Origin of the sequence: Novosphingobium sp. (genome assembly GCF_027486195.1) — a bacterium.
Lineage (GTDB): Bacteria > Pseudomonadota > Alphaproteobacteria > Sphingomonadales > Sphingomonadaceae > Novosphingobium.
This window is the reverse complement of the sequence record NZ_JAIXPP010000010.1, coordinates 30,662-56,389: the sequence shown is the minus strand read 5'-3', so window position 1 is coordinate 56,389 and position 25,728 is coordinate 30,662. Positions and strand designations below refer to the sequence as shown.

The following is a 25,728-nucleotide window of genomic DNA, read 5'->3' as shown; positions in this document are numbered from 1 at the left end:
ACACCGCTCCGATTGCTGAAATCCGTGCTCATGTCGCGGGGCATTGGTTGTTCGTTACGGTAACCACCGAGGGCGGCGCGATCGGGATCGGGGAGGCGACGTATTTTCCCCATCCGCTGGCAACGGCGGCGGTGATCGAGGACCTCAAGGCCATCTATATCGGTGCGGATGCCTTCCGGCCGGAGTGGCTGTTTCAGCTGGCGATCAAGCACCACTGCATTCGCGATGCGTGCCAGATGGCGGCGGTTTCCGCGCTGGATCAGGCGTTGTGGGACATCAAGGGCAAGGCGCTGGGCGTGCCGGTGTGGCAGCTGCTCGGCGGGCGGGTGCGCGACAAGGTGCGGGCGATCCTGCTGGTTGAAGCGGGCTCGGTCGATGCGCTGATCGCGGGGGCCGTGGCCGCGCGCGACGAGGGCTTCACCGCCATCAAGCTCAAGCCCTTCGTGGGCGATTGGGCACGGCAGACGACCGCGCGGATGCTGCAGGATGTGATCACCACCGTGCAGGAAACCCGCGCGGCGGTGGGCTGGGATATCGACATCGCGGTCGAGATGCACCGCAATCTGCCGCCGGACCTTGCGGGTGTGTTTGCCGAGGGGGTGCGGTCCATGCGGCCCTACTTCCTCGAAGATCCGGTCATGCCGTTCAGCCTTGCGGCCAATGTGCAGGCGGCGCGCAGCATGGGCGGAACGGTCGCGCTCGCTGAGCGGGTGACCAATATCTGGGAGTTCCGGGATTACTCGGATTGCCCCGATATCGCGATCTTGCGGCCGGACATCGGCCTTGCTGGCGGCTTTACCCAGATGCGCAAGATCGCCGCGATCGCCGAATCGCGCCAGCAGCGCATCGTGCCGCACAACTTCACTTCGCCGGTGGCGACGGCGGCCCATATCCAGATGGCGGCGGCGACGGTGAACTGGGACGTCCAGGGCTATGTCCGCGAGGATCGCGATCCCTGGCGGCAGGTGGTGAAAGCGGTCAACCGGATCGAGGACGGCTACCTTGTGATCCCCGAAGTGCCGGGGATCGGGATGGAGCTTGATCTGGAGTGGCTAGAGGGCGCGAGCTACCAGCCGTTCGGGAGCCAGTTCCACCATGGTCTTGCGCGCGCGGCCGACGGCGGACCGCGCCAGATATGAGCGCCTCGCTCGCCGAACTGCTGCGCGGCTTTGCCGGTGCGCGGGTGGTGATCGTGGGCGGACGCGGCGGCGTGGGCGCGGCAGTGGCGGCGCAGGCCTGCGATCTGGGCGCGCGGGTTGTCGCGGCCTCGCGTCAGGGCGCGGCGGACTGGACCGCGCCGGGGCGCGGCCATGCAGTTCACGCGTGGCTCGATCTGGCGGATTCCGCTTCGATCCGCGCCTTCACGCAGCGGGTGGCGGAGAAGTACGGCGCAGTCGATATTCTGGTGACGGCGGCGGGCGTGACCCGCTCGGTCGCGCTGGCGGACTTGCCGCACCTCGATGATGGGCTGATCGACGAGGTGTTCCTTGCGAACGCCATGGGGCCGCTGCGGTTGGCGCGGGACCTTGCGCCGCTGCTGCGCGCGGGGACCGATCCGGTCTTCGTCAATGTCTCTTCGGTCGCCGCGCGAACAGGCCTTGGCAGCAACATCGCCTATGGCGCCGCCAAGGCCGCCATGGATACGGCGATGATCTCGCTCGCCAAGGCCCTGGCGCCGGCCGTGCGGACGGTGAGCGTGGCTCCCTCGGCGCTCGACACGCCGTTTGCGCAGGGGCGCGGCCCCGAATTCATCGCGCGCACAATCGCCGCCACTCCGCTCGGCCGGCTGGCGAACGTGACCGAAGTGGCCAATGCGGTGCTGGCTGCAGCGCGCCTGCTGACGGCCACCACGGGGGCGACAATCTACGTCGACGGCGGCCGCCATCTCTGACGGCGCGAGATAACCCGTCGCCGCTTGCCATTCTGGAGCCTGCCGATGCGCGATGTGATCCTGACCTGCGCCCTTACCGGGAATATCACCCGGCCCGACATGACCCCCTATCTGCCGATCACGCCGGAACAGATCGCAACTTCGGCGCTGGAGGCCGAGGCTGCGGGGGCGGCGATCGTGCATATTCATGTGCGGCATGATGATGGCCGGCCCTCGATGGAACTGGCGCATTATACCGAGGTGGTCGAGCGCATCCGGAACGCCGGATCGCAGCTCATCCTCAACCTCACCACGGGCCCCGGCGGGCGCTTTGTGCCGGATGCCGATGATCCGCGCCTTGCCGCGCCGGGAACGACCCTGCTGCCGCCGCTCGAACGGGTAAGCCACATCCCCGCGCTGCGGCCAGAGATCGCCACGCTCGATCTCAACACGATGAATTCGGGGGATCAGGTGGTCATGAACACGCCGCGCAATGTGCGGATCATGGCGCAGGCTATTCTGGACGCGGGGGCGAAGCCCGAGATCGAGATCTTCAATCCGGGCGATCTGGTGCTGGCGCGGGAGTTGCTGGCCGATGGGCGCTTCGGGCCGAAGCCGATGTTCTCGTTCGTGCTTGGCATCAACTATGGCTGGCCGGCGAGCATCGAGGCGATCCAGTTGGGCCTTGCCATGCTGCCGCCGGGCGCAATCTGGTCGGCCTTCGGGGTTTCGCGCAGCAGCTTTCCGATGGTCGCCGCCGCGACGCTGATGGGCGGGCATGTGCGCGTGGGCTTTGAAGACAACATCTACCTTGCAAAGGGAGCGCTGGCCCGCAGCAATGCCGAGCTTTGCGCGAAGGCGGCGCGGATCGTGCGCGATCTGGGCGCGCGGGTGGCAACGCCATGGGTGGCCCGTGAAATGCTGGGGCTGGTGGCGTGAGCTTTCTGGGCAAACTGCACACCCTTGATCTCTATGGCACGCCCCGCCAGCGCGGACGCCAGCATGGCGAGGCACTGCGCGAGGAAATCGCGCGCCACCACGCCTTGTGGGAGGAAGCGATTGCTGCCGATCTTGGCGAACCTGCGGGCGCCTATCTGGACGGACTAATCGATCAGGGCTTCCTCGATGCGGCCGAGCGCCTTGCGCCTGACCTGTTGGAGGAACTTTGCGGCATCGCCGAAGGCTCCGGCATCCCCTACGCCCGCGTGTTCGCGCGCATGCTTTCTGACGAGGAGCCTTGGGTGCGCATGGAATATGCGCGAGACCGCGAGACCGCGCCCAAGGGCTGCTCATCGCTGGGTTCAGATGCCGGGCCAGATGCGGCGCTGCTCATTGCGCAGACCATGGACGTACCGACCTGGTGGGATGGCGGACAGACTCTGCTGCGTTTCGTGCAGCCTAATGGCGACCACGCCCTTGTCTTCACGGTGGCTGGCAAGATCAGTTTGTGCGGCATGACCAGGCGCGGCCTTGCCATCACCTGCAATTCGCTGCTGCAACTCGATCCGGCACGCACCGGCCTTGCCGAAGACCTCGTCGTGCGCAGCTATCTGGCCAGCGGTTCTCCGGCAGCCGGGCACGGGTTCCTGCGGCATGTGCACCACGCTTCGGGCCAGAACTATATCGTCCCCGATGGCCACGGCCGCGCCGTCAGCCTCGAATGTTCGGCAAATGGCGTCAGCGAATGGCGCCGCGATGCCGGTGATCTCGTTGTGGCGCACAGCAATCACCCCGTCGCCAATCCGCACCAAGGCTGGTTCGAGGCGATGATTGCCGGGATGGACGAAGCACAGCGCACCGCCCGCTTCGGTTTCACTACCGAGGCGCGCCTCGCAACGCTTTATGAGCGCATCGATCCAACCCAGCGGCTGGATGTAGCAGCAGCCAAGGCGCTGCTCGCCTGCCGCGAGGGGCCGATTTGCCGCGTGGGGGAAATCGAGGGCAAGCGGGATGGCTTCAGCTTCGGCTCGCTGGTGATGGAACTGGGGGAAACGCCGCGCCTCCATGTCGCGCCGGGGCCAGCTGATCGCACCGCATGGCAGGAGTTTGACGCATGACGCTTGATCCAATGATGCCACGCAAAGTGCTGTTCATCGGCGATTCCATCACGGACTGCGACCGGCTCCGCCCGGTTGGCGAGGGGGTCATGGGCACGCCGCTCGGCACAGGCTATGTCGCGCTGGTCGCCGCGCTGCTCACCGCCCGGCGCCCGACGCACCGCCAACGCATCGTCAACATGGGCGTTTCGGGCGATACGGTGCGCGGCCTTGCGGCGCGCTGGCAGAGCGATGTTCTGGCGATCGCGCCCGATCACGTGGTGATCATGATCGGCATCAACGACGTGTGGCGCGCCTTCAGCCGCACGAACTGGGGCGATTGGCAGATCGGGCCGGAGGAATACCGCGAAACGCTGACGCGGCTGGTGACCGAGACCCGCGCAGCGGGCATCGGGGTGAGCGTGGCGGGGCCCTTCTTCATCGAGCCTGATCGCACGGAACCGATGCGGGCAAGAATGGACGCCTATGCCGCCATCGCGAGCGGCGTGGCGGCGGAGCAGGGCCTTGGCTTCATCGATGTGCAGGCTGCGTTCGATCATGTGCTGGAAGCGCTGCATCCCATGGCGCTCGCGCCTGATCGGGTGCATCCGGCACTTGCTGGGCACATGATCATTGCCGAGGCGGTGATCGCAGGCCTGTTCGGGGCGCTCTGATCAGTTCGCGAGGACGGTCGCGCCGATCAGGCTCGGTTCGCCGCCGATCATGGCCTGATCGCGCCGATCCAGTGCGCGGCGGATCGCGGCGTGGCGGCGGGCGGTGATCTCGTAGCCGCGCATCAGCGCACCCGAAAGGATGAAGCATAGCAGCGGCACGAAGGTGGAAGTCATCAGCATGCCGAAGGTTGCACTGGCGCTGTTGACCTTGGCCGAGGGATCGAAGCCGACGATCGAGAGCATGTAGAACCCCAGCGCCCCGCCGATCGCGCCGCCTGCAGGATTGAGCAGCGTGCGCATCGAGAAATAGATGCCGGGGCGCGACTGGCGGGATTTGAGGCTGTCGTAGTCTGCCAGATCGGCCAGCAGCGCACTGGGAAACAGCATGTTGGGCGTGCCGAGCGCGCTGACGAAGCTGCCGAAGGCCAGCATCAGCAGGAAATTGGCCTGCCCGCCCGGCGGAAACAGCAGGTAGACCGGCAGGAGTGCGCCATTGAGGATCTGGCCCCAGGCATAGACCTGGTGCTTCCCGAAGCGCGCTGCGAGCCGGGTGCAGACCGGGATCGCGAGGAGCTGCGCGGCGGTGGCGCTGAGCAGGAACAGCACGATCCCCTCGCCAAAGCCGAAGTAGTTGTCGAGCACGATGGTGATCAGCGCATAGCTCACCGCCCAGCCGATCGCGCTCAGCATGTCGGCGGCGATGAAGCGGCGGAACGGGCCGTTGAGCGTAAAGACCGTGCGCATCTCCAGCATGCCGTAACTTTCGCCCTGGGTGACGGTGCCGACCGGCACTTTCCACACGGCCAAGCCAATCGCGATGGGCATGGCGATCATGCCGATCAGGCCGAACACGGCCATGGCCTCGCGGTTCAGCGCCGAAGTCTTGAGCAGGCCGATCCCCGGCGCCGAGAGGATTTCAGGGAGGGCAAGGAAGAACACCCCGCCAATCAGCAGGGTCAGCGTCTGCGCCCCGGCAATGCGCGAGCGTTCGGCGTAGTCGGTGCTGATCTCGCCGGTCCAGCTGTTGTAGGGTGTCGCGATCATTGAATGCGCGATGTAGAAGCTGACAATGGCGAGCGCGAACCATGCGTTGCCGGCATCGGCGGGCGGCATGTAGGCCACGTAGAACGCGGGGACCGAGATGAGCGCGCCGCCGATCAGCCAGGGCTTGCGCGGGCCGAACCGGCCACGGGTGCGATCGGAGAGATAGCCGATCGGCGGATCGATCACGCCGTTGAAAATGCGCGCAAAGAGAATGATCGTGGCGATGCCCGCAGTGGTTGCGGCAGTGTGCTTGGCGTAGAACGCCATGAGCAGCGCTGGGAAGGGCGAGATCAGCAACGACAGCGGCAGCCCCGGCAGGGCATAGGCCGTAAGCTGGCCGAAGGGGACCTTGCCGCTCACCAGCCGCCGACTCTGGCAGCAAAGCTCTGTGCCGCGCGCGCGACGGCGCGGGCGAAGGTCGGTTCGGTGGGATAGTGGCCTGCGCCGGGCACGATCTCCAGCACCGCATGCGGCACCGCCTGCGCCAGATCGAAAGCGTTCTCCGGCGTGGTGCAGCAATCGTAGCGGCCGGTGATGATATGGACCGGAATGCCCGCCAGCCGGTCCGCCTCGCGCAGCAACTGGTCATCGTCGACGAAGAAATCGTGCGCGGCATAGTGCGCGAAAATGCGGCCATAGTCGCGCCCGCGCAGGGGATCGGGCGGGGTCAGCGGCGCATCGAAGTGCATGAAGCCTTCTTCGTAGAGGAACAGCCGGGTGGCAAAATCGGCCGCAATTTCGGGATCGTCGCCCAGAATGCGCTTGCAGTAGGCAGCGCGCAGATCGCCGCGCTCTTCGGGCGGGACCGCACCGGCAAACGCCTCCCACAGTTCGGGAAACAGCGCGCGGACGCCGTGGAACCACCAGCGCGTGTCACGCTTGCGGCAGAGCCAGGCGCCGACAAGGAACAGGCCAAGGCAGCGTTCGGGATGCGCCTGCGCATAGGCGAGCGCGAGCGTCGAGCCCCAGGAGCCGCCGCTGACCAACCAGCGCTCGATGCCGAGATGGCGGCGCAATGCCTCCATATCGGCGATGCTGTGCTGCAGGCTGTTGGCGGCGAGTTCGCCGCGAGGGGTGGACTGGCCGCAGCCGCGCTGGTCGAAATGGACGCTGCGCAGGCGCGTGCCATCGCTGAACCGCCCGCTGCCCAGCATCATCGCACCGCCCGGACCGCCGTGGCAGATGATCTGGGGCAGGCCGTCCGCGCTGCCCATTTCGACCCAGTGGATCTGGTGGCCATCGCCGACGTCGAGATGCCCCGAAGCGCGCGGGGCGGCCAATGTGCAGAACGGATCGTCGAGCCGCCGCATCAGCCGATGGCTTCGCCGCGTTGCAGTTTCTGAAGCGTTTCGATCACCATCGCATCCTCGCGCTCGGCGAGGGCGGCGTGGGCCTTGGTCGGGCGCACGAACACGGTGAGCTCGCTGATCTGGCCGTTGTCGTCGATGGTGAAGATATCGAGCCCGTGGACTTCGACCGCACCGATATTGCCCTTGAACTCCATGATTGCCTCGTCGCCCGCTGCCCAGGTGCGGTCGTAGCGGAAGTTTTCGAGGACCTTGGGGATCGACTGGAGAATGATCGCGAAGTGATTGGGATCGGTGACCGGCTTGTGATGGCGCGGGGTGAACAGCCGCGCGCCGGGGGCGAGCCATGCGCTGACCGAACTCCCGGTGCCGGCCTTGACCTTTTCAAGCACGGTTTCGATGAAGGTTTCGGCGGCAGTGGTCATGCGAATTCCTTTCGGGCGAGGGCGAGCAGCGGCCAGTGCCAGTCCGCCGCACCGATGGCCTGGTTGGCTGTGCCGGTGAGGAAGAGGCCACTTTCGGGATCGGTGAACATGCGCGCGGCAGGTGCGCCGGAATGGCCGATGAGGGTCATGCCATCGCGCTCGACCCGGAACAGGCCAAGCCCGACGCCGGTGCGCGGCGCGGCCATGCCTTCGGGCGCGGCCCAGTCCTGCATTGCTGCCAGCGTCTCAGGCTTGCGGAACAGGGACCCGGCCAGCAGCGCGCGCAGGAACGTGGCGAGCGCTGCAGCGGTGGCGACAAGGCCGCCGCCCGCCCAGTCGAAGCTGAGCGAGACGCCGCTGGCGAGAAGGGGCATGTCACCGAAGTATTGATCGATTTCGGGCAGCCGCGCCGGCTCGCGGTAGGCCAGCCAGATATCGTCGATGCCGGCCGGATCGAACAGACGGCGGCGGTAGGCTGCGTGCAGCGGCTCGCCCCCAGCGCGCTCGATCAGGAGGCCGAGAAGCATGTAGCCGGTATCGGAATAATGGAAGCGCGCGCCCGGCGGGGAAAGGCGCGCATCGGCAGTGCCGCTGGCAAAGAAGTGGTTGATGATCCCGGCGCTGCCATCTTCGGGCCGTGCAGGATCGAAAGGCTGCCAGTGCTTGCCGGGATCGAGCATCAGCCGGCCGATCACGCTGCCCGGCGCCGGGCCGCCCAGCGTTTCGGCATCGTCCTCCATCGTGTCGCGGATGCCGGCGGTGTGCGAGAGCAAGTGGCGGATCGTGATCCCGCCATCGAGCCGCCCCCGCGTCAACGTGCGGTCAATCACGCCGAGATCGTCGAACGGGGTCTCGAGCGAGAAGGCGCCTTCCTCGATCAGCTGGAGGATCACCGTGGCGGTCATCGTCTTGGTGATGGAGGCGACGTGGAACGCGCCATCGGCGGTCGCGGGTGCGCGCGCGGCGGCGAAGCGGCAAGTGCCGTGGCGATCCTCGATGCGCAGGATCGGCGTGTGGAGCGCCGGAGGGAGCGCGGCGAAGGCCTCGGCCAAGCCCATGGTTGGCGGCATCACGCCAGCGCTTCCATCCAGCCGAGCGTTGCGCCGGTGCCGGCAAACGACATGTATTCCGCTCCCCAGGCTCCCGCGTAGCCAGCGGCCTCGATCCCGGCGAACAACGCGGCGAAATCGAGCGTGCCCTGGCCGGGCGGCTGGCGGCCGGGCAGGTCGGAGAACTGGATATGCGCGATAGCCCCGGCATGGGTCCGGTAGCTGGCGAGCGGATCCTCGCCGCCTGCTGCCGCGTGATAGAGATCGAATAGCAGCCCCAGCGCCCCGCCAAAGTCGGCGGCAATGGCGGCGGCTTCGGCGGTCGTGCCGATCAGCGCGGTGGGGGCCTCGGCGCGGTTGACCGCTTCGACCACGAGCTGCGCCGTGATCCCGCGGCTGCAGGCCTGTTCAAGCGCGAGCGCGACATTGGCGCGGTAGACATCGAGACATGCCTCGCGGGCCACGCCTTCGGGCAAGCGCGAGGGGCCGATATGGAGGATTGCGGGCTTCAGCAGCGCGGCGGCATCGAGCCCGATATCAAGCGCCGCCGCGAAGGCGGCTTCGCGCCCCGGTACGCCGGACAGGCCCGGACCGCCGCCCAGATAATCGCCCATATCAAGGTTCATCAGCATGACGGGCAGGCCCGATGACTCTGCCGCTGCGGCCCAATCGGCTGCGGCGGCTTCGCCCGGCACCTGGATTTCCGCGCCGCAGAAACCCGCCGCCTTGGCCGATGCAAAACGTTCCGCGATCGGCAGATCGCGCCACATCAGGGATACGCTGGTGGTAAAGCGCCTCAAGCCGCAATCCTTTCCGCCTCGGCAAAACGGGCCAGCGCCTGCCCGGCGCGGTCCACGGTCTCGGCGATATCGGCATCGGTCATCGCGGTCGAGCCGACCATCAGGCCGCGCGTGGCCATGAGCACGCCCGCTTCCAGCATCAGGCCGTGCAGTTGTTTCATCCGAGCCAGGTAATCCGTGCCAGAGCGCACATGAAACTCGCGGTAGTTGCGTGCCGGTTCGCGGAAGAACTGCAGGCTGGTCATCGAGGCAAGGCCATTGGCGCGCATGGCAAGGCCGAGCGCATCGAAATGCGCGGTGAGCCCCGCGCGCAGGGCATCGCCTTGCCGTTCGAGCTGGGCGAAGGCCTCCGGCGTCAGCGCATCGAGCGCAGCGCAGCCCGCAGCCATGGTCATCGGATTGCCGGTGAAGGTGCCCGAATGGCTCATCTTGAGCGGCCCCGCCAGATTGTCGAACACCGCCATCGCGGCGCGCGTGCCGGCCACTGCGCCGATGGGCAGGCCACCGCCGATGATCTTGCCGAGCGCGGTCATGTCCGGCGTCACGCCGAGGCGGCCTTGCGCGCCATTGTAGCCCGCGCGGCCGCAGAACACCTCGTCGAAGATCAGCACCACCCCGCGACGCGTGCAGAACTCGCGGAGCGCGGCGAGATAGGCGGGGTCTGCGGGGGAGAAGCCGAGCCGGGCGGGAATCGGGTCGATCACCACGGCAGCGAGGCTTTCGGCCTGTTCCTCAAGGATCGCCAGCGTGGCGGCGCTATCGTTGAACGGGAAGATCACCGCTTCATCCAGCAGGCTCTGCGGCGTGCCGCGCCCGAAGGGCGGGGCGGCGGGGTGGTCGGCCGGGCCCCAGGTCTCGGCAGTGGGCAGGAAGCTCGCTTCGACCAGATCGTACTGGCCGTGATAGCCGCCTTCGGACTTGGCGACTTTGGAGCGGCCCGTCAGCGCCCGGGCCCCCTTGACCGCGACCATGATCGCTTCGGTCCCCGAATTCATGAAGCGCACCTGATCGGCACCGGGCCAGCGCGCGCAGATGCGCTCGGCCAGCTCCACTTCGGGCTCGGCGGGGAGGATGCAGCACAGCATGCGCTCGGCCTGCGCTTTCACCGCCTCGATCGTCGGGCGGTGGCCATAGCCGTGGATCAGGGTCGAGAAGTTGTTGACCCAATCGATATAGACGTTGCCGTCGACATCGGTGACGCGGCACCCTTCGCCGTGGCTGGCGTAGAGCATCGGCGGGCCGAACACGATCATGTGGCGGGTGTTTCCGCCGGGCTGGACGGCGCTGGCGCGATCGAACAGCGCGCGGGAACGATCATTGGCCATGGGTATTGCTCTCCCTTTCGGACCAGAGACGTGAGGGATCTGTGCGGCCATCGCCGCCGTGGAGCCTGAGGCGCGTCGACCAGCCGAGGTCCTTGCCCGAGATCAGCAGCACGATGACGGCCCCGATCACCCACACCCAAAGGGTTTCGTTGAAAACGCTGCCGCCGCCGCCATTGCCATCGGGCCCGAGTTTCAACGCGCCGTAGATCATGTTGAAAGTGCCGTGGACCATGATCGCCGGCCAGACACTGCCACCCGCCATATTGACGAAATAGACGGCCACGATCGTCATCGATACGCAGGCCAGAATGAACCGGGATTGGCCAAGCAAAAGGTTGGAAAGCGTGTTTTGTCCGGTCAGAAGCAGCGGCACTTCGCGCGGGAAGTGCCAGAGAGCCCAGCAGACGCCCAGCACCACGGCAGCGGAGAGCGGTGTGGCCAGCTTGCGTGCCAGAGTCGGCCAGCCAAAGCCGCGCCAGCCCATCTCCTCAAGCAGTCCCCCCTGGTTCATGAGCAGCGCGATGCCCCATGCCGAGAGGAACATTGGCAGCGAGGCCATGCCATAAGCCGATGCGACGACGCCTTTTGCGGCTGATCCCGCCATGAAGAACGCCGCTGCGGCGCACAGGCCAGCCACGCCTGCAATAATCAGCACCAGCGCTGCATAAAGCCGCACAGCCTCGCGCCAGCCCTGATCGCCGAGAATGGGCCTGTAGAGCGACAACAGCGCACCAACTCCGCGCCGACCCCAGCCGATGCCGGTGACCAGCAGGGCCGCAACTGTCGGCGCGCCCGGGAAGAACAGGAACATCGAGACTTGCGGCACTTGCCAGTAGCCCATGAGGCTGATTGGCACGCCATCCGAATGGGCGGCCCAATAAGGATGCGCGGCGGCCACTTTGGCGCGTTCGGCATAGAAGTAGTCGCCCAAAGTCACGCCCGGCCCGGCGTAATTCGGCCAAAGCACGGTGTGGATGACCGCATAGGTCCACAGCACAGTCGAAAAGCCCAGGGCAATGCCGTAGAACCAGCGAAAGGGATGGCGGCGGACCCGCGCGGAAAGGCTCATTGCGCCATGATCCTCGTCCATGCGCGGCGGGCGCCGGCGATGGTGAAATCGATATCGTCATCGGTCATCGGCGTCGAGCCGACAAAACCGCCGCGCATGGTGAGGAGATCTTCCGCCAGCAGTTCCGTCTGGATCACCGGCAGCTTGGGGGCGATTTCGGTGGCGAAGGCATAGGCCAACTCGCGGTAGTTGTTCAGCGGCAGTTCGGTAGGGGTCATGCCCGAAAGCGAGCCTTCGCCGAGCACTTGCGCCTTGATCCCCAGATCGCGCCGGATCGCGCGCAGGCCCTCGCGCAGCCGTTCGCCCTGCGCGGCCATGCGGGCAAACACATCCGGCGTCAGCAGGCGCAGCGAGGTGGTGCCGCAGGCCATCGCCATCGGATTGGCGGTGAAAGTGCCGCTGTGCTTGATCTTCGGATCGCCGGCATCGACCTCGAACACGCTCATGAACTTCTGCTGGCCGCCGCAGCCGCCGACGGGAATGCCGCCGCCGATGATCTTGCCCATGGTGGTGAGATCGGGCGTGATCCCGATTTCGCCCTGAAAGCCGTTGTAGCCTGCGCGCAGCGACCAGACCTCATCGAAGATCAGAACAATGCCGAGCTTCTCGGTCTCTTCGCGCAGCATTTCGAGATAGGGGCGGTGCGGGGCGACCATGCCGAGCTGCAAACGCTGCGGGTCGAGGATGACGGCAGCGAGCTGGTCCGCCTCGGCGCGCAGGATGGCGCGCGTCGCCTCGATATCGTTGAGCGGCAGAATCGTGACGAGATCGAGCAGGCCTTGCGGATGGCCGACCTGATAGGCCGTGGCATTGGGCCGCTCGGCCGGGCCCCAGTTGCCGGGGTTCGATTGGAAGCTGGCTTCCAGCAGATCGAACTGGCCGTGGTAGCCGCCTTCCATCTTGGCGATCTTGGGCTTGCCGGTATAGGCGCGCGCGGCCTTGATTGCGATCTGGTTGGCCTCGGTTCCGCTGTTCATGAAGCGTACGCGTTCAACCGACGGAATGCGCTCGCACAGGATCTCCGCCAGCGAGACTTCCCATTCGGTGGGCAGCACGGCGGACATCAGCCGCCCGGCCTGCGCGGCCAGCATCTCGACGATCTCGCGCTTGTTATGGCCGTGGATCAGCGAGGAGAAGTTGTTGACCCAGTCGAGCCGGCGGTTGCCTTCGACGTCGGTGATCCAGCAGCCATCGCCGGACGCGGCGTATGTCGGGTTGGGCTTTTGCACGACGAGGTGCCGCGTGTAGCCCGAAGGCATGACATGGCGCGCACGCTCGAAGATCTGGGCGGAAGCGGTCTGGTTGTGTCCGGCGGCAGCGGCGGCCATGGCGGATTCCTTCAGCAAATGGAGACTAGAACTTGACGTTGTTGGCGCCCTTGGTGCCCAGCATCGCCCGCGCTTCGTCTGGCGTGGCGATCTCGAGGCCGAGCTCTTCGAGGATGCGGCGGATGCGGCCGACCTGTTCGCCCGAGGATTTCGCGAGCTGGCCCTTGCCGTACCAGAGCGAATCCTCGAGCCCGACGCGCACGCTGCTGCCCAGCAGCGCGCCTTGGGTGATCGTGGGGATCTGTGATTTGCCCGCCGCGAGGCATGACCAGATGTAGTCATCGCCAAACAGCTCGTCGGCGGTGTCCTTGAAGTGATGGACATGGCGCATGCCGGTGCCGATGCCGCCAAGGAAGCCGAACACCGACTGGATGAAATAGGGCGGCTTCACCCAGCCCATCGTTTCCAGCATTTTCAGGCTGTAGAGGTGGCCGATATCGAAGCATTCATACTCGAAAACGACGCCGCGCTCCTGGCCGAGCTCCTTCGCGATGCGTTCCATCGAGGCGAAGGTGTTCTGCATGGTGAGGTCCTTGGTGCTCAGCACGAAGAGCCTTTCCCAGTCGCTCAGCTTGTCGAGCTCGTACCGCATGCCCAGCATCCAGTTGGCCGCATTCATCGGCCCCATGTTGAAGCTGGTGATCTCCGGCTCGAACTGCTTGGGCGCGGCGAGCCGCTCGTCGAGCACATCGGCCCAGGCGGTCTTCACATCGAACCCGCCATCGGGCTTGCGGCGGATCGCGGGCTGGCCGGTGGTGATGTTGATGATGACATCGGACTGCTGCTTGATGGCGGGCAGATACTGGCCATAGACCGCCGGATCGGTGACGGGGCAGCCGGTTTCCGCATCGCGCGCGTGGAGGTGGACGATGGCAGCGCCCGCTTCCGCCGCGCCGACCGAATCCGCGATGATCTGTTCGGGGGTGATCGGCAGATAGGGTGACATCACCGGCATATGCATCGCGCCCGTGGTCGCGCTGGTGATGATGACCTTGTTGGTCTTGCGCATCAGATTTTCTCCGGATTGTTCTACTGTTGGAAAATTCGGGCCGGGCTGAACGCGCCGTTGCCCGCCAGCATCTGGCCGCCATCGGCCGGCATGATCGCGCCGGTCACATAGGATGCGGCGTCGGAGGCAAGGTAGAGCGCCAGCATCGCGACATCGCCGGTGCTGCCGAAGCGGCGCAGCGCGGTGGCCTCGGTCGCGATCTTGCGCATCGCTTCGTTGGGGGCGAGCTTGGCCATGCCCTCGGTGCCGTCGATTGGACCGGGGACGAGGCTGTTCACCCGCACGCCTTCCGGCCCCCATTCGAAGGCGAGGCATTTGACCAGCATGTCGATCCCCGCCTTGGCTGCGCAAACGTGGGCCTGCGCGAAATAGGGCGCGGAGCCCTGCGGCGCGGAGATCGCGATGAACGAGGCACCGGGCTTCTTCGCCAGTTCATACCCGGCGCGAAACACATGGAAGGTGCCGACGAGGTCGATATCGACCACAGTCTTGAAGCCGTTGGGCGAAAGCGCGGCAGCAGGGGCGACGAAATTGCCCGCCGCGCCCGAGACGATCACATCGAACGGGCCGTTCGCCTCTGCAGCTGCCTTCATCGCCGCGCTCACCGCTTCGGCATCGCGGACATCGGCGGCAAAGCCGATGGCGCCGTGGCCGATCGCGGCGGTTGCGGCCTCCACCTTTTCAGCCTTGCGGCTCAGCACTGCCACCTTGGCCCCGTGCGCGGCATAGGCCTGGGCGATGGCGAGATTGATGCCGCTGGTTCCGCCAGCGATGAAGGCGCTGCGGCCGGCGAGCAGATCGGGGACGAAACTCACGATGCAGGTCCTTCAAAGGCAAGAGGCTGACCGGGGCAGGGCCATTCGAACGACACCAGCCGCCCGGTGGAGGAGAGGGTGACGAATGCTGTGCGCCGATCCGGGCCGCCGAATGCGATGTTGGTGGCGTAGTAGTCGTCGAGCGGGGTGAAGCGGCGCGCAGCGCCATCGGGCGAGATGCGCAAGATGCCGCAGGCGTTGAAGCTGGCGACGCAGATGTGGCCCTCGGCATCGAGCGCCATGCTGTCGAGGAAGTTGCGATCGGGCAGGCCGGCCACGAGGTGCCCGCCGGCCGGGGCAGGCCAGGGCAGCAGGCTGACTTCGCCGGGTGCGACAATGGGATAGGACAGGATCCGGCGCGTGACCGTTTCGGCCACGAACAGCGTCTTCCCGTCGGCCGACAAGCCCACGCCGTTGGGGGTGATCAGGCCAGTGACGACCGGGCGCAGGAAGCTGCCATCCGGCGCGCCGTAGTGGATCGCACCAAGCCCCAGTGTGCGCCCATCACGCTTGCCGTGATCGGTGACGTAGAAATTGCCCAGCGCATCGAACACGAGATCGTTGGGGCTCTGCAGGCGCATGCCACCGGAGGCATCGTAGAGGCGCTGACTCTCTCCAGTGGCGAGTGAGACGCGTTCGATCCAGCCGGGGACATCGGATTGCCCGGTCGGCCGCCGCCAGCCATTGGCTTCACTGGTATAGAGCCAGCCGCCGGAATTGGCGATGACGACCCAGCCATCGGGGCCGAGAGCTGCGCCGTTTGGCCCACCTTCGAGCTGTGAAATGACCTCAAGGTCACCATTTGGGCGGACGCGTGTGAGGGCGCCACCCTCGATCTCCACGACGACCACACTGCCGTCCGAAAGCGCGATTGGGCCTTCGGGGAAGCGCAGCCTGTCTGTGATGACCTGAAGTGTCACGCGCGACTCTCTCCCGTTACGAGAGAAAGTTTATGACCCGTGGGTCATATAATGCAACCGGTTTTTACGCGGGCGGTTTTCCGGCACCCCGCGCGGCCAGTTCCAGATAGAGCGCGCTATGATCGAGTTCGGCGTGCGGCCCTTGGCACATGGCCGCGTAGAGCGCCTCGGCAAGGCCGGCGAAGGGCAGGTCGAGCCCCATGCCGACGGCAGCGGCGGTGATCGTGCGCATGTCCTTGAGCTGCACGGTGGCCTTGCCGCCGGGGGCAAAGCGGCGCTCCAGAATGCGCGCGCCGTGCTGGCGCCAGATCGTGGAATCGGCAAAGCCGCCCATCAGCGCCTGATGCACCGCCGCCGCATCGCCGCCACCAGCCTCGACCAGCAGCATGGCTTCCGAGACGGCGCCGATCGTCACGCCGACGATGAGCTGGTTGGCAAGCTTGGCCAGTTGTCCGCTACCGGCGGGGCCGACATGGGTGACCCGGCCGAGAGCCTCCAGAACCGGCTGCACCCTCGCTACCGCTTCGGCGCTGCCGCCTGCCATGATCGAAAGCGTGGCCTCGATCGCCCCCTTCTCGCCACCCGAGACCGGCGCATCGACGCAGGCAATGCCGCGCTCGGCAAGGCGCGCGGCCTGCGTGCGCGAGGTCGCGACCGGGATCGAACTCATCACCACGACCGCCGAGCCCGGCGCGAGCGCCTCGGCCACACCAGCCTCAAACAGCAAGGCATCGCAGGCCGGTCCATCGGTGAGCATGAGAATGGCGATCTCTGCGCCGCGCGCCGCCTCTGCCGCATCGGCAATCGCGACGAGGCCATCCTGCGCCAGCGCTGCCGCCTTTGCGAAGCTGCGGTTCCACACCGTCATCCGGTGTCCGGCCCGCGCCAGATTGCGCGCCATCGGGGCGCCCATGATGCCCGTGCCGAAGAGGGTGACGGTGCTCATGCCAGAGCGGTGGGGCCCGCGATCGCCGCCACCAGATCAGCGACTTCGGGATCAGGCGGATTGTGCGCATAGACCGCGCGGTAGATGAGGAGCGCATGGAAGCGGCACAGGAATTCGGGATCCGCGTCACCTTCTCCTGCCTCACCGGTGTCGGTCTGGACCCGGGTGCGGTTGAACAGGCTCTGGTCCATCATCCCGCCGACGGTGCGCACGGCCAGCATCAGCAGGGCCGGATCGAGCGCGGGATTATTGAACCGTGCCAGCGTGCCATCCCAGGCATGTTCGGCAATGATGCGGTTGCGGCGCTGCCACAACTCGCGCATCGCATCGTCGGTCTCGCCCATCTGGATGATGCAGCGCAGGATACCGACATTGCGCAGGAAGCCGCGCTCATACCACCTGACCAGCGTCAACGTGCTGCCAAACGCCGTCTCGCGCGGGGAGAACGAGGGCAGGGTCTGCGGCTCGAACGCAACGAAGCGGCGCGCCAGCTCGATCAGGAACTCGTCCTTCGTCTTGAAGTAGATGTAGAACGTGCCCTTTGCGAGTCCGGCCTCGGCCGAGATTTCCTCGACGTTGAGATCGCGGTAGCCGACATTGTCCAGCAGCCGCGCCCCGGCGGCCAGCAGCTTGAGGCTGGTCTTCTCGCCACTGCGGACTTTGCGGATCTCGAGCGCCAGCGCTTCGAGATAGGTGGTAAACTTGATCGCGCCGATATCCGACAAGGCCCGGTCCTCTGGTTAGACGGCCTTCCCGATAGCGCGGCGCGACCGAGGCGTCGACACCGCGCATCAGGCCGATCAGTACCGGAAGCTCACCCGCGCGCCGATCACGCGCGGCGAGCCCTGGTAGTAGAGCACATTGCCAGTGAGCGGATCGCCGCCGCCGGGGTTGCTGGCGTTGGGCGCATAGAAGATCGACAGCGGCACGAAAGTGTTGGTCACGTTTTCCGCATAGACCTCGAAACGGGCAGACCCGATCGTTGCGCCCGCGCGCAGATCGAGCGTGGTATAGGCGGGGATCTGCTCCACCGGGGTCCCGATGCGCAGCAGGCCCGAAAGCGCATTGCCGCGGTGGGTGACCGAGGCGCGCGCAAAGCCTTCGACCTTGTCCGTCACCGGGAAGTTGTAGTTGATCGATCCGCTCGCGGTGAAATTTGCGGTGCCGGGAATACGCGCTTCCTTGATCAGCGCACCTGATGCGATGACATCCTTGAGCTTGCTGGAAATGATCGTGGTGTTGGCTGCGAGCACAAGGCCTTTGCTCACTTCGTAGCTGGCATCGAGATCGACGCCGTAGCTGCGCGCGGAGCCGGCGTTGCCGATCACTTCGCCCACGCTGCCGGTGCCTTCCTTGGTCACCACCTGCAGGTTCGACCAATCGTTGTAGAACACTGCTGCGTTGAACCGGCCACCCGCGCCGAACTGGGTCTTCACGCCGGCCTCGTAGGCGCTGAGCCGTTCGGACTTGAAAGTCTGGTCCGCCGGTGTGGCGCCGGCCACGAGCACGAAGAGATCGTTCTGCCCGCCCGAGCGGAAGCCCCGGCTGAACGAGATGTAAGCAGAAACGTCGCTGTTGGGCTGCCAGCGCAGGGACACGCGCGGGTTGAACACGTTGTCCTCGCCCTTCGAGCCGAATGTCTGCGGGAAGGGCAGGCCGCTGAACAGGCTGGTCGCGAGTGTCGAGGACTTGCGCTTGTCGTTGAAATAGCGCGCGCCGGCGAGCAGCTGGAACTTGGGCGTTATATCGAACGTGCCTTCGGCAAAGGCCGCGATCTGGCGCGAGTTGCTGGTCGTCTGAGCATCGAGATCACCCGAGCCGGGGAGCGTATAGCCGCACAGCCCGCCGCACAGGACATTGGCGATCCCCGCCGGGGTCAGCGGCTCCTGCGGGCCGCGGATGCGGAAGCCCACATCGCGGTTGCGGTAGAAGCCGCCGGCAGTGAGCTGGAACGGCCCCTTGAACGCCGAGACAAAGCGCAGTTCCTGATTGAATTCCTTGACCCGTAGTGTGTTGTCGGTGCGCGATCCCTGGAACACGAACTGGCCGCCGCTCAGCGGAACGCCGATCTGATTGGCGAGCGCAATGATGCCGAACTGGTCGGTGGTCTGGTCGATCCGGCGCTTGAAATAGTTGCTCGAGGACAGGAACGTGCCGAAGTCTGCTTTCTGTTCGAGCACGAGGCTGTACATCTCGAAATCGTCGGTCATCCCGACTTTGCCGGACGAGAAATAGCCGGTGCCGTCGCGTCCGCCGCGATTGGGATAGCCGCGGTCGGCGCGGCTGAGGAGCACCGAGGCCGTGGCTTTGAAGCTATCGTTCGGCGTGATCGCCAGCGCGGCGCGCCCTCCCCACGAATCGGCACCATTGGCATCGGGGGTGGTGGTGGATTTCGTCCAGATCGTCTTCACGTCGGGCGCAGCGGGGCCGAGAATGGGATTGGGCTGCGGCAGGAACTGTGCGGTGACGGTGGCGGCGGTGCGGTCGATCCAGCCTGCGTCCTGCTGCCAGAAGCCGACCACGCGCAGCGCGACCTTGTCCTTCACGATGGGCAGGTTGACCATGCCGTTCACGCTGCCATTGGTGCCGCCGCGCTTGACCGCGCCGACATTGCCCTCGATTGCGCCGGCCACTTTCCCGGCATCGGGCTTGTTCGTGACCACACGGATCGTGCCCGCGAGGGAGCCTTCGCCGAAGATCGTGCCTTGCGGCCCGCGCAGCACTTCGAGCCGCGCGGCATCGAATACCGCCGCTTGCGGGAAGAACCCGCCGACCGAGAAGGGCGCGTCATCGATATAGAGGCCGACAGCCGTACCGGTCGTGCCGTTGATATTGCTCGTGTTGAGTTCGGCAATGCCGCGAATGGCGATGGCACCGGTGCCGGTCTGCTCGGTGCGGAATTCGACGCCGGCCACATCCTGCAGCGCGCTGCCGATATCGGTGGCACCGGCAGCGCGAAGCTGCTCCTCGGTAAGGACGTTGATGGCGATGGGCACGTCCTGCACGCTTTGCGCGCGCTGGTTTGCCGTCACGATGATTTCGTTGTCCTGCGCCTGCTGCGCCGTAGCGGGTGCAGCCATGACCAAAGTCGCCAGAGCTGACGAGACCAACAGTGTGCTTCGTGCTTGAACCATTCCCGCCTCCAATCGTCGCGACATCACCTTTTGGTGCCTGCGCCAGCCTGGGGCCAGGCACCGAACCGGGGGGGGCGTGATCGGATTTGCTTCCGTTCGGCCCCGCCACCAAATATGACCTTAAAGTCATGTTGAATTGCCGATAAACCGGCGTCAAGCCCAATGTTTGCTGCGATCAAAGATTTCTGAAGCTCATGGCGTGACAATGAAATGACCTTAAGGTCATATAAAGTGACGTGGAACCTGATTGGGCGGAAAGTGCTCTATGGCAGCCGGACAGGCGGAGGAGGCGCAGCCGCTCGAGACAGGCCATAGAGGCCAATCGCAGGCTGTCAGCGGCCTTATGGTGCTGATTCTATCGCAATTTCAGGCGCACTGCTGCGAACGCGGGTGAACGCTTGCGGCCTGATAACCGCTAAATACCTTGGATTTTGGGGGTTTGTTTAGGCGCCTGCGAACATGGGCGGACGGGAAAATGGAGCGGGTGAAGGGAATCGAACCCTCGTATTCAGCTTGGGAAGCTGCCAGCCAAGTCTATTTTTCAATAGCTTAGCCTGCAAAAAACGGCAGCAATCTGCATTGAAATCGCGCAAAGTCAGAACAGGCGGCGGCTTCGCTTCACTGCCGCCTGGTCGCGCGCCTCGCACCGCTCGATGATCCCGATCGCCGAAATCGCGCGGTCGTTCGCCTTGTCGAGCTGGCCCGTCTGCTGATCGCCAAAGCTCACCCAGTTCGCCACCGTGTCGTCCACGGGCATTTCCGCGCCCGGCACCGGGGTGCGCCATTCACTTGGCAGGAGTGAAGCGCAGGCAGCGGGGATCGTCCCGATAGGCGGCGCGCCGACACAGCCCGCTGCGCACAGCGGCAGCAACAGCAGGAGGCACCGGCTGATCCGCCCCGGCCGCACCTTGGATCGATTCATCATTCATTCTCCCGATTGCGTCGCCGGCATCGGCCCGTGCCCCCGCCGCGCTCACAGTGCCCACAGCGTCCCTGCCGCTTTCCACCGCCGCCTGCCCCGTATCGCGCGAAAGTCGCGCTTGTGCCCCTGCCGTTCGCGCCTCCTGGCACTTGGCCAGGAACAGCAGCGCAAACACCAGCGCCACCGCCGCCGCGATCAGCGTGCCGCGCAGCCCGCTCATGGCGTGCTCACCCCTGCCGCAGGCGCGGCATCGTCATCGCTGTTCTCACCGCCCGAGAAGTCAACGCGCTTGTCGCCCCATTGCGCCTGAAGGCTGCGGCGGTTGATCGCCATGCCCAGGCTGAACAGTACCACCACCACCCCGCCGATCGCGATCCACAACACCCAGCGCAGCGTTGCCGCGCGGTCAGGCTCGCTTGCCACCGTCCATCCGCGTTCCGGCAATAGCGCCGCCATGCCCCACCACACCAGCGCCGTCAGAAACGCAGCGCCCGCCACAGAGAAGATCAGCGCTAGAACCTTGCGCCAGTCACGGGGTGGCCATTCCTTGAAAAGCGTCATGCACGCATCTCCGCCGCAAGCTTGGTGTGATAGTTGAACCGCGCATATGCCGCGCCGTTGTAGGCGGCGGCAAAACGGCGGCAGGAGTCGGGGTTGCTCGTGATCGCCCGCACCTCGTCCTCCAGCTTGAAATGGCGGATATAGCGCACCAGCATGTCGAGGTGCGCAGCCTCGCCCGTCACGCAGGCATGGGCCATGGCAAAGGGGCTGGCATAGCCCAGCTCGTCCCACCACTCGCCCATGATCTGGAACGCGCCCCAGCTTGCCGCCATGAACGCCGCATCCACCGCGCCCGTGGCGATGGCATCCGAAAGCCGGTCCCAGGCATCGAGCACGCCGTTGCCGTCCGCATCGCGCGAATAGCCACCCGCGCTTGGCTGGCTGAACGCAGCCGGACTCCAGTATCCGGCGGTAAAGCGGTGAAACTTGTGTCGCTCGTAAAGCATCTTCGGCCGCCCCGCCGCATCAAAGCCGCGCCCGGATGATTCCACCGTCCAGATGGCCTTGATCTGGAGGATTGAGCAGCCGATCTGCCCTGCCGCCCAGGAAAGCTCCGTTGGCCGGATCAGGTCCGCCGCCGGGTTGCGGAACCACTCCAGCAACAGGGCCTTCGATTTCGGCCCCCATATCCCGTCCGGGTTCGCGCCGATCGCGCGCTGGAGCGCCTTGATATCCATGCCTCACCTCACCTGCTTGATATGAACGGGCACCTCGATCTGCGTGCCCTTGGTCGCGGCCCACCAGATGACCACGCCGATCAGCAGCGGGAACACCAGCGCCTTGATCGTGCTCCACACACCGCGCCCCGTCGCCATCAGCACCTGCTTGGTCGCTTCGGTCAGCAGCGCGGCGGCAATCGCCTTGGCGTCCTCATCGGTGATCGTCCGCACATGCTCGCCAGATGCGGGGGCGTCGGCGTTGTCATCCATGGCTCAGTTCCCCGTCCATCCGGTGGCATTCACGAAGACGCCTCCGGTCACCGATGAAATCAGCGCGACGTTGACGGCCGTGTTTGCAGTTCCGCGCAGCGGCGGGTCGAAGATCAGCTCGCTCCCACCCTCGATGGCAGTCGTCTGCAACTTGCCGCGATAGATGACAGTCGTGCCGTCCTTGACGACAATTTCGGTCGCAGCTCCCAGCGTGTCATGCGAGATGGTCAGCGATTTGACGTAGTTTCGTACGCTCGCGCCGCGCGCCGCCGCGATGGCAACGTCTGCGGTGCTGGATACGATGCCGCCAGCAGCCGATGCATAGCTCCAGTATGTCGAGGAGAGCCCCGGCTGCACGACAAGCCCGTTCGTATCCCCGCGCACGCGATCGAGCGTGGTGCCGTTGAAGGCATAGGGAAAGGCTTGGGTGGCAAGGCCAGTATTCGAAGTGGCAAAGCCGTCCGAGCTGGGCGCGGCGGCCGTCACGCCGGTCGCACCGTTGAAGCCGAACAGCGCCACGCCCAGACTGCCGCGCGTATCAACTTGAAGATCCCCGCGCTGGCCCGTCGTATAGGTCGGCCGGGTCGCGTTGTAGATCGCGCCCACCTTCACCGGGTTGCCGCTGTCCGTGGCCCCTGCCGCCACGTTGCCCGTCGCCGCCACCGGCACAGGGTTTGCCGTCGTCACAGGCTGGCAGTTGATGCCGCTGGCGTCGCATTGCAGGTTCACCGCCGCATCGGCAAACGTGCCCGCCACGTTGGTGGGATAGGCGATGCCTGCCAGCGCTGCCCCCGGCAGCAGCAGCGCCGCCAGCGCGATCATCATCAAAATCCGTAGACGCATGAAGTCTTCTCCTGTTCGGCCCGCGTCAGCAGGTGCCCTTGATCACGAGGAACCAGTCCACCCCGTTGAACATCGCGATGCCCGCTTCGCCGGTTGCCAGCGTGAGGATCGTTGCTCCGGCCGTGTCGTTGATGATGGAAAGCGCGAAAGCGCCGCCCGCCGGCCGCGTGAAATAGAAACTGTCACCGGACGTCGCGCCCTTCTTCTTGAGCGTGATGGTGCGCGCGGCCGTCAGCGCCGTGTTGAACGTCTGCTGATACTCATCCACGCCCACTTGCAGCGTCACGTCGGCATTGCCCTTGGTCGCCGTCCCGCGAAACTCGGCCGGAATGGCAAGGCTCTTCACCGTCACCGCGCCGCCCGTGGAAAGATCGGCAAACGGCCGCACGCTGCGCGCCGCATCGTTCGGCGAATTGATCCACAGGCCCGCGTGCTGGAATTTCACCGTGCCCGCTGCGATCGTCGTGTAGGCAAAGGCCTTGTTGAGCGAGGTCAGCAGCGCTGGCCGCTCGATCCCCACGTTGATCGCCGTCACATCCGCGCCGTCGATCAGGTTGAGCCCGCCCGAATTGGCGATGCGGATCAGGCCGCCGCGAAACACATAGCCGCCCGCGATGGTGAGGGAACCGGGCGAAATCAGCTCGCAGTTTTCGAGCTCGAACCGGCAAGTGCTGTCGCCCGCCATGCTCGAGGCCGTCGTGGTCCGGTCGATCTCGCAATCCACGAAGCGCCCGGTCCACCCGCCGCCCGTCGTCGTGAAGTTGTGGATGCTCGAATTGCGGCAGATGAAGGTATGCGTGCCCGTTCCGGTCTTGGAGAAAAACCCCACCGAAATCATCGAATTGAGGCCGGCATACGCACCGGGGAAGTTGCACTGGTGCGTGAAATTCTTCACTTCCGTCACGCTGGCGCGGCTGACAACTGCATAGCCGACATAAATGATGCCTTGCCGGATATCGGTCGTGAAACCGTCTACCGTCACATCATTGCCGCGCACCTGCATCGCCCAGTTCAGGCCGTTGATCGTCTGCCCGGGGCTGACCGAATGCGTGCCCCACGCCACGATGTTGATGAACAGGGTGCCCTTGCTGTTGGGGTGCGTATCCCAGCTTGCCGCCGTGCAGCGCACCGCCACGCCGGTAACGGTGTTGCGGCGGCACACCCCCTGCCGCATCCGCGCAGCTGCCGCCACACCGCCGATGATGCCATCGGTATAGGCATGCCGGCATTCCTCGGCATAAATCTTGTAGTAGCCGTCCACGGTCGCGCCGAAGGGCGAGCAGCCATAGCCATAGCAGTTGGCGCTTTCATCATCGCGCAGATCCCGCGCGAAGATTTCGAACACCGGCATGTAGCAGGAAACGGGCATGAAGCCCCGGCTCGAATTGCCTTCCACCCGCACCTTGCCGCGCGCGCAGATATAGCCCTCGATGCGCACCGCCTCGCGCACCTGCGTCTTCTCGCCGCGCACCTTGATGTCCAGCACGCATTCGTTCTGGTCTACCTTGTAGATCGTGCCGGTGGCGGCATAGAGCGCCGCCTCGTCGATGGTCCGGTCAAACCACAGCGTGTTGCCGCCGGTCTTGTCGATGACCTGCGCCCAGTCCGCCAGTGAAGTCGAATTGGCGTTGTAGGTGAAGGTATTGGGCACGCTATCGCCCAGGAACACACGGTCACCCACGTTGAGCGCAGCATAAGATGCCGCGTCCACCGGCACGGTGCTGACAATCGCGCCGCTTCCCACCGGCGATTGCGCGGGCACGAAAGCCCCGGTCCAGCTCCCCACGGCGGCATAGGTGTTCTCGGCGCGGAAGCCGGTTGTCCCGCCGGTGAATTCGATGAAGCAATCTTCCTCGCAAACCACAACGCAGTAGCCGCTCACCGTGGTAAAGCTGATGGCCTGAATGGTGCGGTCGATGATCAATGGCCGGCGCCAGAAATTCATCAGATACATGGCCTGCGCCAGCAGCACGCTTTCATCCGTGCCGGGTGCGGCGGCAGGCAGGCCGTTCACCCCGGAAAGGCCCGTAAGCCGGAAGGCATTGGGATTGCCCAGCACCTCATGCAGCGTCTTGTCGCCCACTTTGATCAGCAGGTCGCCGATGGTGCTGGCAAGGTCACCGCGCAGGGCGTTATCGTTGCCCGTGCCGCTGGCCGGAACCAGCTCGCCGGTCGCTCCCCCGGCATAGAACTTGCCCGCGAACAGGCTGCGATCAAACCGCCGCAGCTTGCCCGCGCGATATTGCAGGATATCACCGTCCAGCAGGTCCGCAGTATCCAGCGCCAGCCCCGTCTGGCCCGGCAAGCCCTGAATGGCACGCAGCGCGACATCGGCCGCAAACGCATCCTGCTCCTGCTCGATCAGCGCGCGCCGGTCCAGCTCGTCCTCGATCTTCTTCGCCGGCAGCGGCTGCGTCGGGCTCAGCTGCGTCAGTTGCACCCGGCTCGTCTTGCGCGTCACCGTCAGCTGCACGCCCGCCGTATAGGCGCGCAGCGTGCGGATCGATGCCGCCCCGGTGCGCAGGTTGCCGGTAATCTCGTAATCGGTGCCCGGCACCTGCACCACGCCATCCGGGTCGGTCACCACCAGCTCGCTGGCCTGCATGGCAATCAGGCCCGCCAGCGATTCCGCCAGCATGGCCGCGCCCGGAACGTAGCTATGGGAAAGGACCGCCGAAGATACCGTCATGAGAAGCGCCCGACCTGATCGCGCTCACGCCAT

At 65.7% G+C, this 25,728-nt stretch carries 26 protein-coding genes; 5 read left to right on the top strand and 21 right to left on the bottom strand.

What is annotated here, in order from left to right:
- The first annotated feature begins 47 nt into the window (after nt 1-47).
- The 5 genes from Q0071_RS01795 to Q0071_RS01775 are packed head-to-tail and all read left to right on the top strand — an operon-like array spanning nt 48 to nt 4,580.
- Nucleotides 48-1,139: a mandelate racemase/muconate lactonizing enzyme family protein gene (locus Q0071_RS01795; RefSeq protein ID WP_298164642.1), complete on the top strand. Its 1,092-nt coding sequence runs from the start codon at nt 48-50 to the stop codon at nt 1,137-1,139.
- Nucleotides 1,136-1,891, top strand: a complete 756-nt coding sequence (locus Q0071_RS01790; protein WP_298164640.1) for an SDR family oxidoreductase — start codon at nt 1,136-1,138, stop codon at nt 1,889-1,891. The genes Q0071_RS01795 and Q0071_RS01790 overlap by 4 nt, the downstream gene beginning before the upstream one ends.
- 45 nt (nt 1,892-1,936) lie before the next feature.
- Nucleotides 1,937-2,809: a 3-keto-5-aminohexanoate cleavage protein gene (locus Q0071_RS01785; RefSeq protein ID WP_298164637.1), complete on the top strand. Its 873-nt coding sequence runs from the start codon at nt 1,937-1,939 to the stop codon at nt 2,807-2,809.
- The gene (locus Q0071_RS01780) at nt 2,806-3,927 is read left to right on the top strand and encodes a C45 family peptidase (protein WP_298164635.1); all 1,122 of its coding nucleotides are present in this window, start codon (nt 2,806-2,808) and stop codon (nt 3,925-3,927) included. The genes Q0071_RS01785 and Q0071_RS01780 overlap by 4 nt, the downstream gene beginning before the upstream one ends.
- Nucleotides 3,924-4,580: an SGNH/GDSL hydrolase family protein gene (locus Q0071_RS01775; RefSeq protein ID WP_298164633.1), complete on the top strand. Its 657-nt coding sequence runs from the start codon at nt 3,924-3,926 to the stop codon at nt 4,578-4,580. The genes Q0071_RS01780 and Q0071_RS01775 overlap by 4 nt, the downstream gene beginning before the upstream one ends.
- Here Q0071_RS01775 and Q0071_RS01770 read toward each other — a convergent pair whose 3' ends face one another.
- The 21 genes from Q0071_RS01770 to Q0071_RS01670 form a co-directional block, all read right to left on the bottom strand.
- Nucleotides 4,581-5,984, bottom strand: coding sequence for an MFS transporter (locus Q0071_RS01770; protein WP_298164631.1), 1,404 nt, complete (start codon nt 5,982-5,984; stop codon nt 4,581-4,583). It abuts the gene before it with no gap.
- Nucleotides 5,981-6,934 carry an alpha/beta fold hydrolase gene (locus tag Q0071_RS01765; RefSeq protein ID WP_298164629.1) on the bottom strand — a complete coding sequence of 318 codons (954 nt, stop codon included), beginning with the start codon at nt 6,932-6,934 and terminating at the stop codon, nt 5,981-5,983. The genes Q0071_RS01770 and Q0071_RS01765 overlap by 4 nt, the downstream gene beginning before the upstream one ends.
- On the bottom strand, nt 6,934-7,356 hold the full coding sequence (locus Q0071_RS01760; protein ID WP_298164627.1) for a hypothetical protein: 423 nt from the start codon (nt 7,354-7,356) through the stop codon (nt 6,934-6,936). Before Q0071_RS01760 ends, Q0071_RS01765 begins: the two co-directional genes overlap by 1 nt.
- Entirely contained in the window at nt 7,353-8,426 is a 1,074-nt protein-coding gene (locus Q0071_RS01755; RefSeq protein ID WP_298164717.1) for a serine hydrolase domain-containing protein, read from the bottom strand. The genes Q0071_RS01760 and Q0071_RS01755 overlap by 4 nt, the downstream gene beginning before the upstream one ends.
- Nucleotides 8,426-9,205 (bottom strand): TIM barrel protein, encoded by a 780-nt coding sequence (locus Q0071_RS01750; RefSeq protein WP_298164625.1) that lies wholly within the window; start codon nt 9,203-9,205, stop codon nt 8,426-8,428. Before Q0071_RS01750 ends, Q0071_RS01755 begins: the two co-directional genes overlap by 1 nt.
- Nucleotides 9,202-10,530, bottom strand: coding sequence for an aspartate aminotransferase family protein (locus Q0071_RS01745; protein ID WP_298164624.1), 1,329 nt, complete (start codon nt 10,528-10,530; stop codon nt 9,202-9,204). The genes Q0071_RS01750 and Q0071_RS01745 overlap by 4 nt, the downstream gene beginning before the upstream one ends.
- Nucleotides 10,520-11,599: a CPBP family intramembrane glutamic endopeptidase gene (locus tag Q0071_RS01740; RefSeq protein ID WP_298164622.1), complete on the bottom strand. Its 1,080-nt coding sequence runs from the start codon at nt 11,597-11,599 to the stop codon at nt 10,520-10,522. The genes Q0071_RS01745 and Q0071_RS01740 overlap by 11 nt, the downstream gene beginning before the upstream one ends.
- Nucleotides 11,596-12,927 (bottom strand): aminotransferase class III-fold pyridoxal phosphate-dependent enzyme, encoded by a 1,332-nt coding sequence (locus Q0071_RS01735; RefSeq protein WP_298164620.1) that lies wholly within the window; start codon nt 12,925-12,927, stop codon nt 11,596-11,598. Before Q0071_RS01735 ends, Q0071_RS01740 begins: the two co-directional genes overlap by 4 nt.
- Before the next feature lie 25 nt (nt 12,928-12,952).
- On the bottom strand, nt 12,953-13,936 hold the full coding sequence (locus tag Q0071_RS01730; RefSeq protein WP_298164618.1) for a 3-keto-5-aminohexanoate cleavage protein: 984 nt from the start codon (nt 13,934-13,936) through the stop codon (nt 12,953-12,955).
- Nucleotides 13,937-13,956: 20 nt separating this feature from the next.
- Nucleotides 13,957-14,754 carry an SDR family oxidoreductase gene (locus Q0071_RS01725; RefSeq protein WP_298164716.1) on the bottom strand — a complete coding sequence of 266 codons (798 nt, stop codon included), beginning with the start codon at nt 14,752-14,754 and terminating at the stop codon, nt 13,957-13,959.
- Nucleotides 14,748-15,671: an SMP-30/gluconolactonase/LRE family protein gene (locus tag Q0071_RS01720; RefSeq protein ID WP_298164617.1), complete on the bottom strand. Its 924-nt coding sequence runs from the start codon at nt 15,669-15,671 to the stop codon at nt 14,748-14,750. Before Q0071_RS01720 ends, Q0071_RS01725 begins: the two co-directional genes overlap by 7 nt.
- A gap of 64 nt (nt 15,672-15,735) precedes the next feature.
- Complete coding sequence (locus Q0071_RS01715; protein ID WP_298164614.1) at nt 15,736-16,617, bottom strand: NAD(P)-dependent oxidoreductase; 882 nt, start codon at nt 16,615-16,617, stop codon at nt 15,736-15,738.
- Nucleotides 16,614-17,342, bottom strand: coding sequence for a TetR/AcrR family transcriptional regulator (locus tag Q0071_RS01710; protein ID WP_298164612.1), 729 nt, complete (start codon nt 17,340-17,342; stop codon nt 16,614-16,616). Before Q0071_RS01710 ends, Q0071_RS01715 begins: the two co-directional genes overlap by 4 nt.
- Nucleotides 17,343-17,417: 75 nt before the next feature.
- Entirely contained in the window at nt 17,418-19,697 is a 2,280-nt protein-coding gene (locus Q0071_RS01705; protein WP_298164610.1) for a TonB-dependent receptor, read from the bottom strand.
- Between the two features lie 649 nt (nt 19,698-20,346).
- Entirely contained in the window at nt 20,347-20,502 is a 156-nt protein-coding gene (locus Q0071_RS01700) for a hypothetical protein (RefSeq protein WP_298164608.1), read from the bottom strand.
- 34 nt (nt 20,503-20,536) lie between these two features.
- Nucleotides 20,537-20,893, bottom strand: coding sequence for a hypothetical protein (locus Q0071_RS01695; RefSeq protein ID WP_298164607.1), 357 nt, complete (start codon nt 20,891-20,893; stop codon nt 20,537-20,539).
- Nucleotides 20,890-21,234: a hypothetical protein gene (locus tag Q0071_RS01690; RefSeq protein WP_298164605.1), complete on the bottom strand. Its 345-nt coding sequence runs from the start codon at nt 21,232-21,234 to the stop codon at nt 20,890-20,892. Before Q0071_RS01690 ends, Q0071_RS01695 begins: the two co-directional genes overlap by 4 nt.
- Complete coding sequence (locus Q0071_RS01685) at nt 21,231-21,911, bottom strand: N-acetylmuramidase domain-containing protein (protein WP_298164603.1); 681 nt, start codon at nt 21,909-21,911, stop codon at nt 21,231-21,233. Before Q0071_RS01685 ends, Q0071_RS01690 begins: the two co-directional genes overlap by 4 nt.
- Nucleotides 21,912-21,914: 3 nt before the next feature.
- Nucleotides 21,915-22,163, bottom strand: a complete 249-nt coding sequence (locus Q0071_RS01680; protein WP_298164601.1) for a hypothetical protein — start codon at nt 22,161-22,163, stop codon at nt 21,915-21,917.
- Nucleotides 22,164-22,166: 3 nt separating this feature from the next.
- Entirely contained in the window at nt 22,167-23,006 is an 840-nt protein-coding gene (locus tag Q0071_RS01675; RefSeq protein ID WP_298164598.1) for a hypothetical protein, read from the bottom strand.
- Nucleotides 23,007-23,031: 25 nt separating this feature from the next.
- Nucleotides 23,032-25,695 carry a hypothetical protein gene (locus Q0071_RS01670; protein ID WP_298164597.1) on the bottom strand — a complete coding sequence of 888 codons (2,664 nt, stop codon included), beginning with the start codon at nt 25,693-25,695 and terminating at the stop codon, nt 23,032-23,034.
- Nucleotides 25,696-25,728 lie beyond the last annotated feature (33 nt).

What these genes read in the sequence shown, in the direction of transcription:
- Q0071_RS01790 (WP_298164640.1), top strand. Translation starts at nt 1,136, where the DNA reads ATGAGCGCCTCGCTCGCCGAACTGCTGCGCGGCTTTGCCGGTGCGCGG.
- Q0071_RS01785 (WP_298164637.1), top strand. Translation starts at nt 1,937, where the DNA reads ATGCGCGATGTGATCCTGACCTGCGCCCTTACCGGGAATATCACCCGG.
- Q0071_RS01775 (WP_298164633.1), top strand. Translation starts at nt 3,924, where the DNA reads ATGACGCTTGATCCAATGATGCCACGCAAAGTGCTGTTCATCGGCGAT.
- Q0071_RS01765 (WP_298164629.1), bottom strand. Translation starts at nt 6,934, where the DNA reads ATGCGGCGGCTCGACGATCCGTTCTGCACATTGGCCGCCCCGCGCGCT.
- Q0071_RS01760 (WP_298164627.1), bottom strand. Translation starts at nt 7,356, where the DNA reads ATGACCACTGCCGCCGAAACCTTCATCGAAACCGTGCTTGAAAAGGTC.
- Q0071_RS01755 (WP_298164717.1), bottom strand. Translation starts at nt 8,426, where the DNA reads ATGCCGCCAACCATGGGCTTGGCCGAGGCCTTCGCCGCGCTCCCTCCG.
- Q0071_RS01745 (WP_298164624.1), bottom strand. Translation starts at nt 10,530, where the DNA reads ATGGCCAATGATCGTTCCCGCGCGCTGTTCGATCGCGCCAGCGCCGTC.
- Q0071_RS01740 (WP_298164622.1), bottom strand. Translation starts at nt 11,599, where the DNA reads ATGAGCCTTTCCGCGCGGGTCCGCCGCCATCCCTTTCGCTGGTTCTAC.
- Q0071_RS01735 (WP_298164620.1), bottom strand. Translation starts at nt 12,927, where the DNA reads ATGGCCGCCGCTGCCGCCGGACACAACCAGACCGCTTCCGCCCAGATC.
- Q0071_RS01730 (WP_298164618.1), bottom strand. Translation starts at nt 13,936, where the DNA reads ATGCGCAAGACCAACAAGGTCATCATCACCAGCGCGACCACGGGCGCG.
- Q0071_RS01715 (WP_298164614.1), bottom strand. Translation starts at nt 16,617, where the DNA reads ATGAGCACCGTCACCCTCTTCGGCACGGGCATCATGGGCGCCCCGATG.
- Q0071_RS01705 (WP_298164610.1), bottom strand. Translation starts at nt 19,697, where the DNA reads ATGGCTGCACCCGCTACGGCGCAGCAGGCGCAGGACAACGAAATCATC.
- Q0071_RS01695 (WP_298164607.1), bottom strand. Translation starts at nt 20,893, where the DNA reads ATGAGCGGGCTGCGCGGCACGCTGATCGCGGCGGCGGTGGCGCTGGTG.
- Q0071_RS01690 (WP_298164605.1), bottom strand. Translation starts at nt 21,234, where the DNA reads ATGACGCTTTTCAAGGAATGGCCACCCCGTGACTGGCGCAAGGTTCTA.
- Q0071_RS01685 (WP_298164603.1), bottom strand. Translation starts at nt 21,911, where the DNA reads ATGGATATCAAGGCGCTCCAGCGCGCGATCGGCGCGAACCCGGACGGG.
- Q0071_RS01680 (WP_298164601.1), bottom strand. Translation starts at nt 22,163, where the DNA reads ATGGATGACAACGCCGACGCCCCCGCATCTGGCGAGCATGTGCGGACG.
- Q0071_RS01675 (WP_298164598.1), bottom strand. Translation starts at nt 23,006, where the DNA reads ATGCGTCTACGGATTTTGATGATGATCGCGCTGGCGGCGCTGCTGCTG.
- Q0071_RS01670 (WP_298164597.1), bottom strand. Translation starts at nt 25,695, where the DNA reads ATGACGGTATCTTCGGCGGTCCTTTCCCATAGCTACGTTCCGGGCGCG.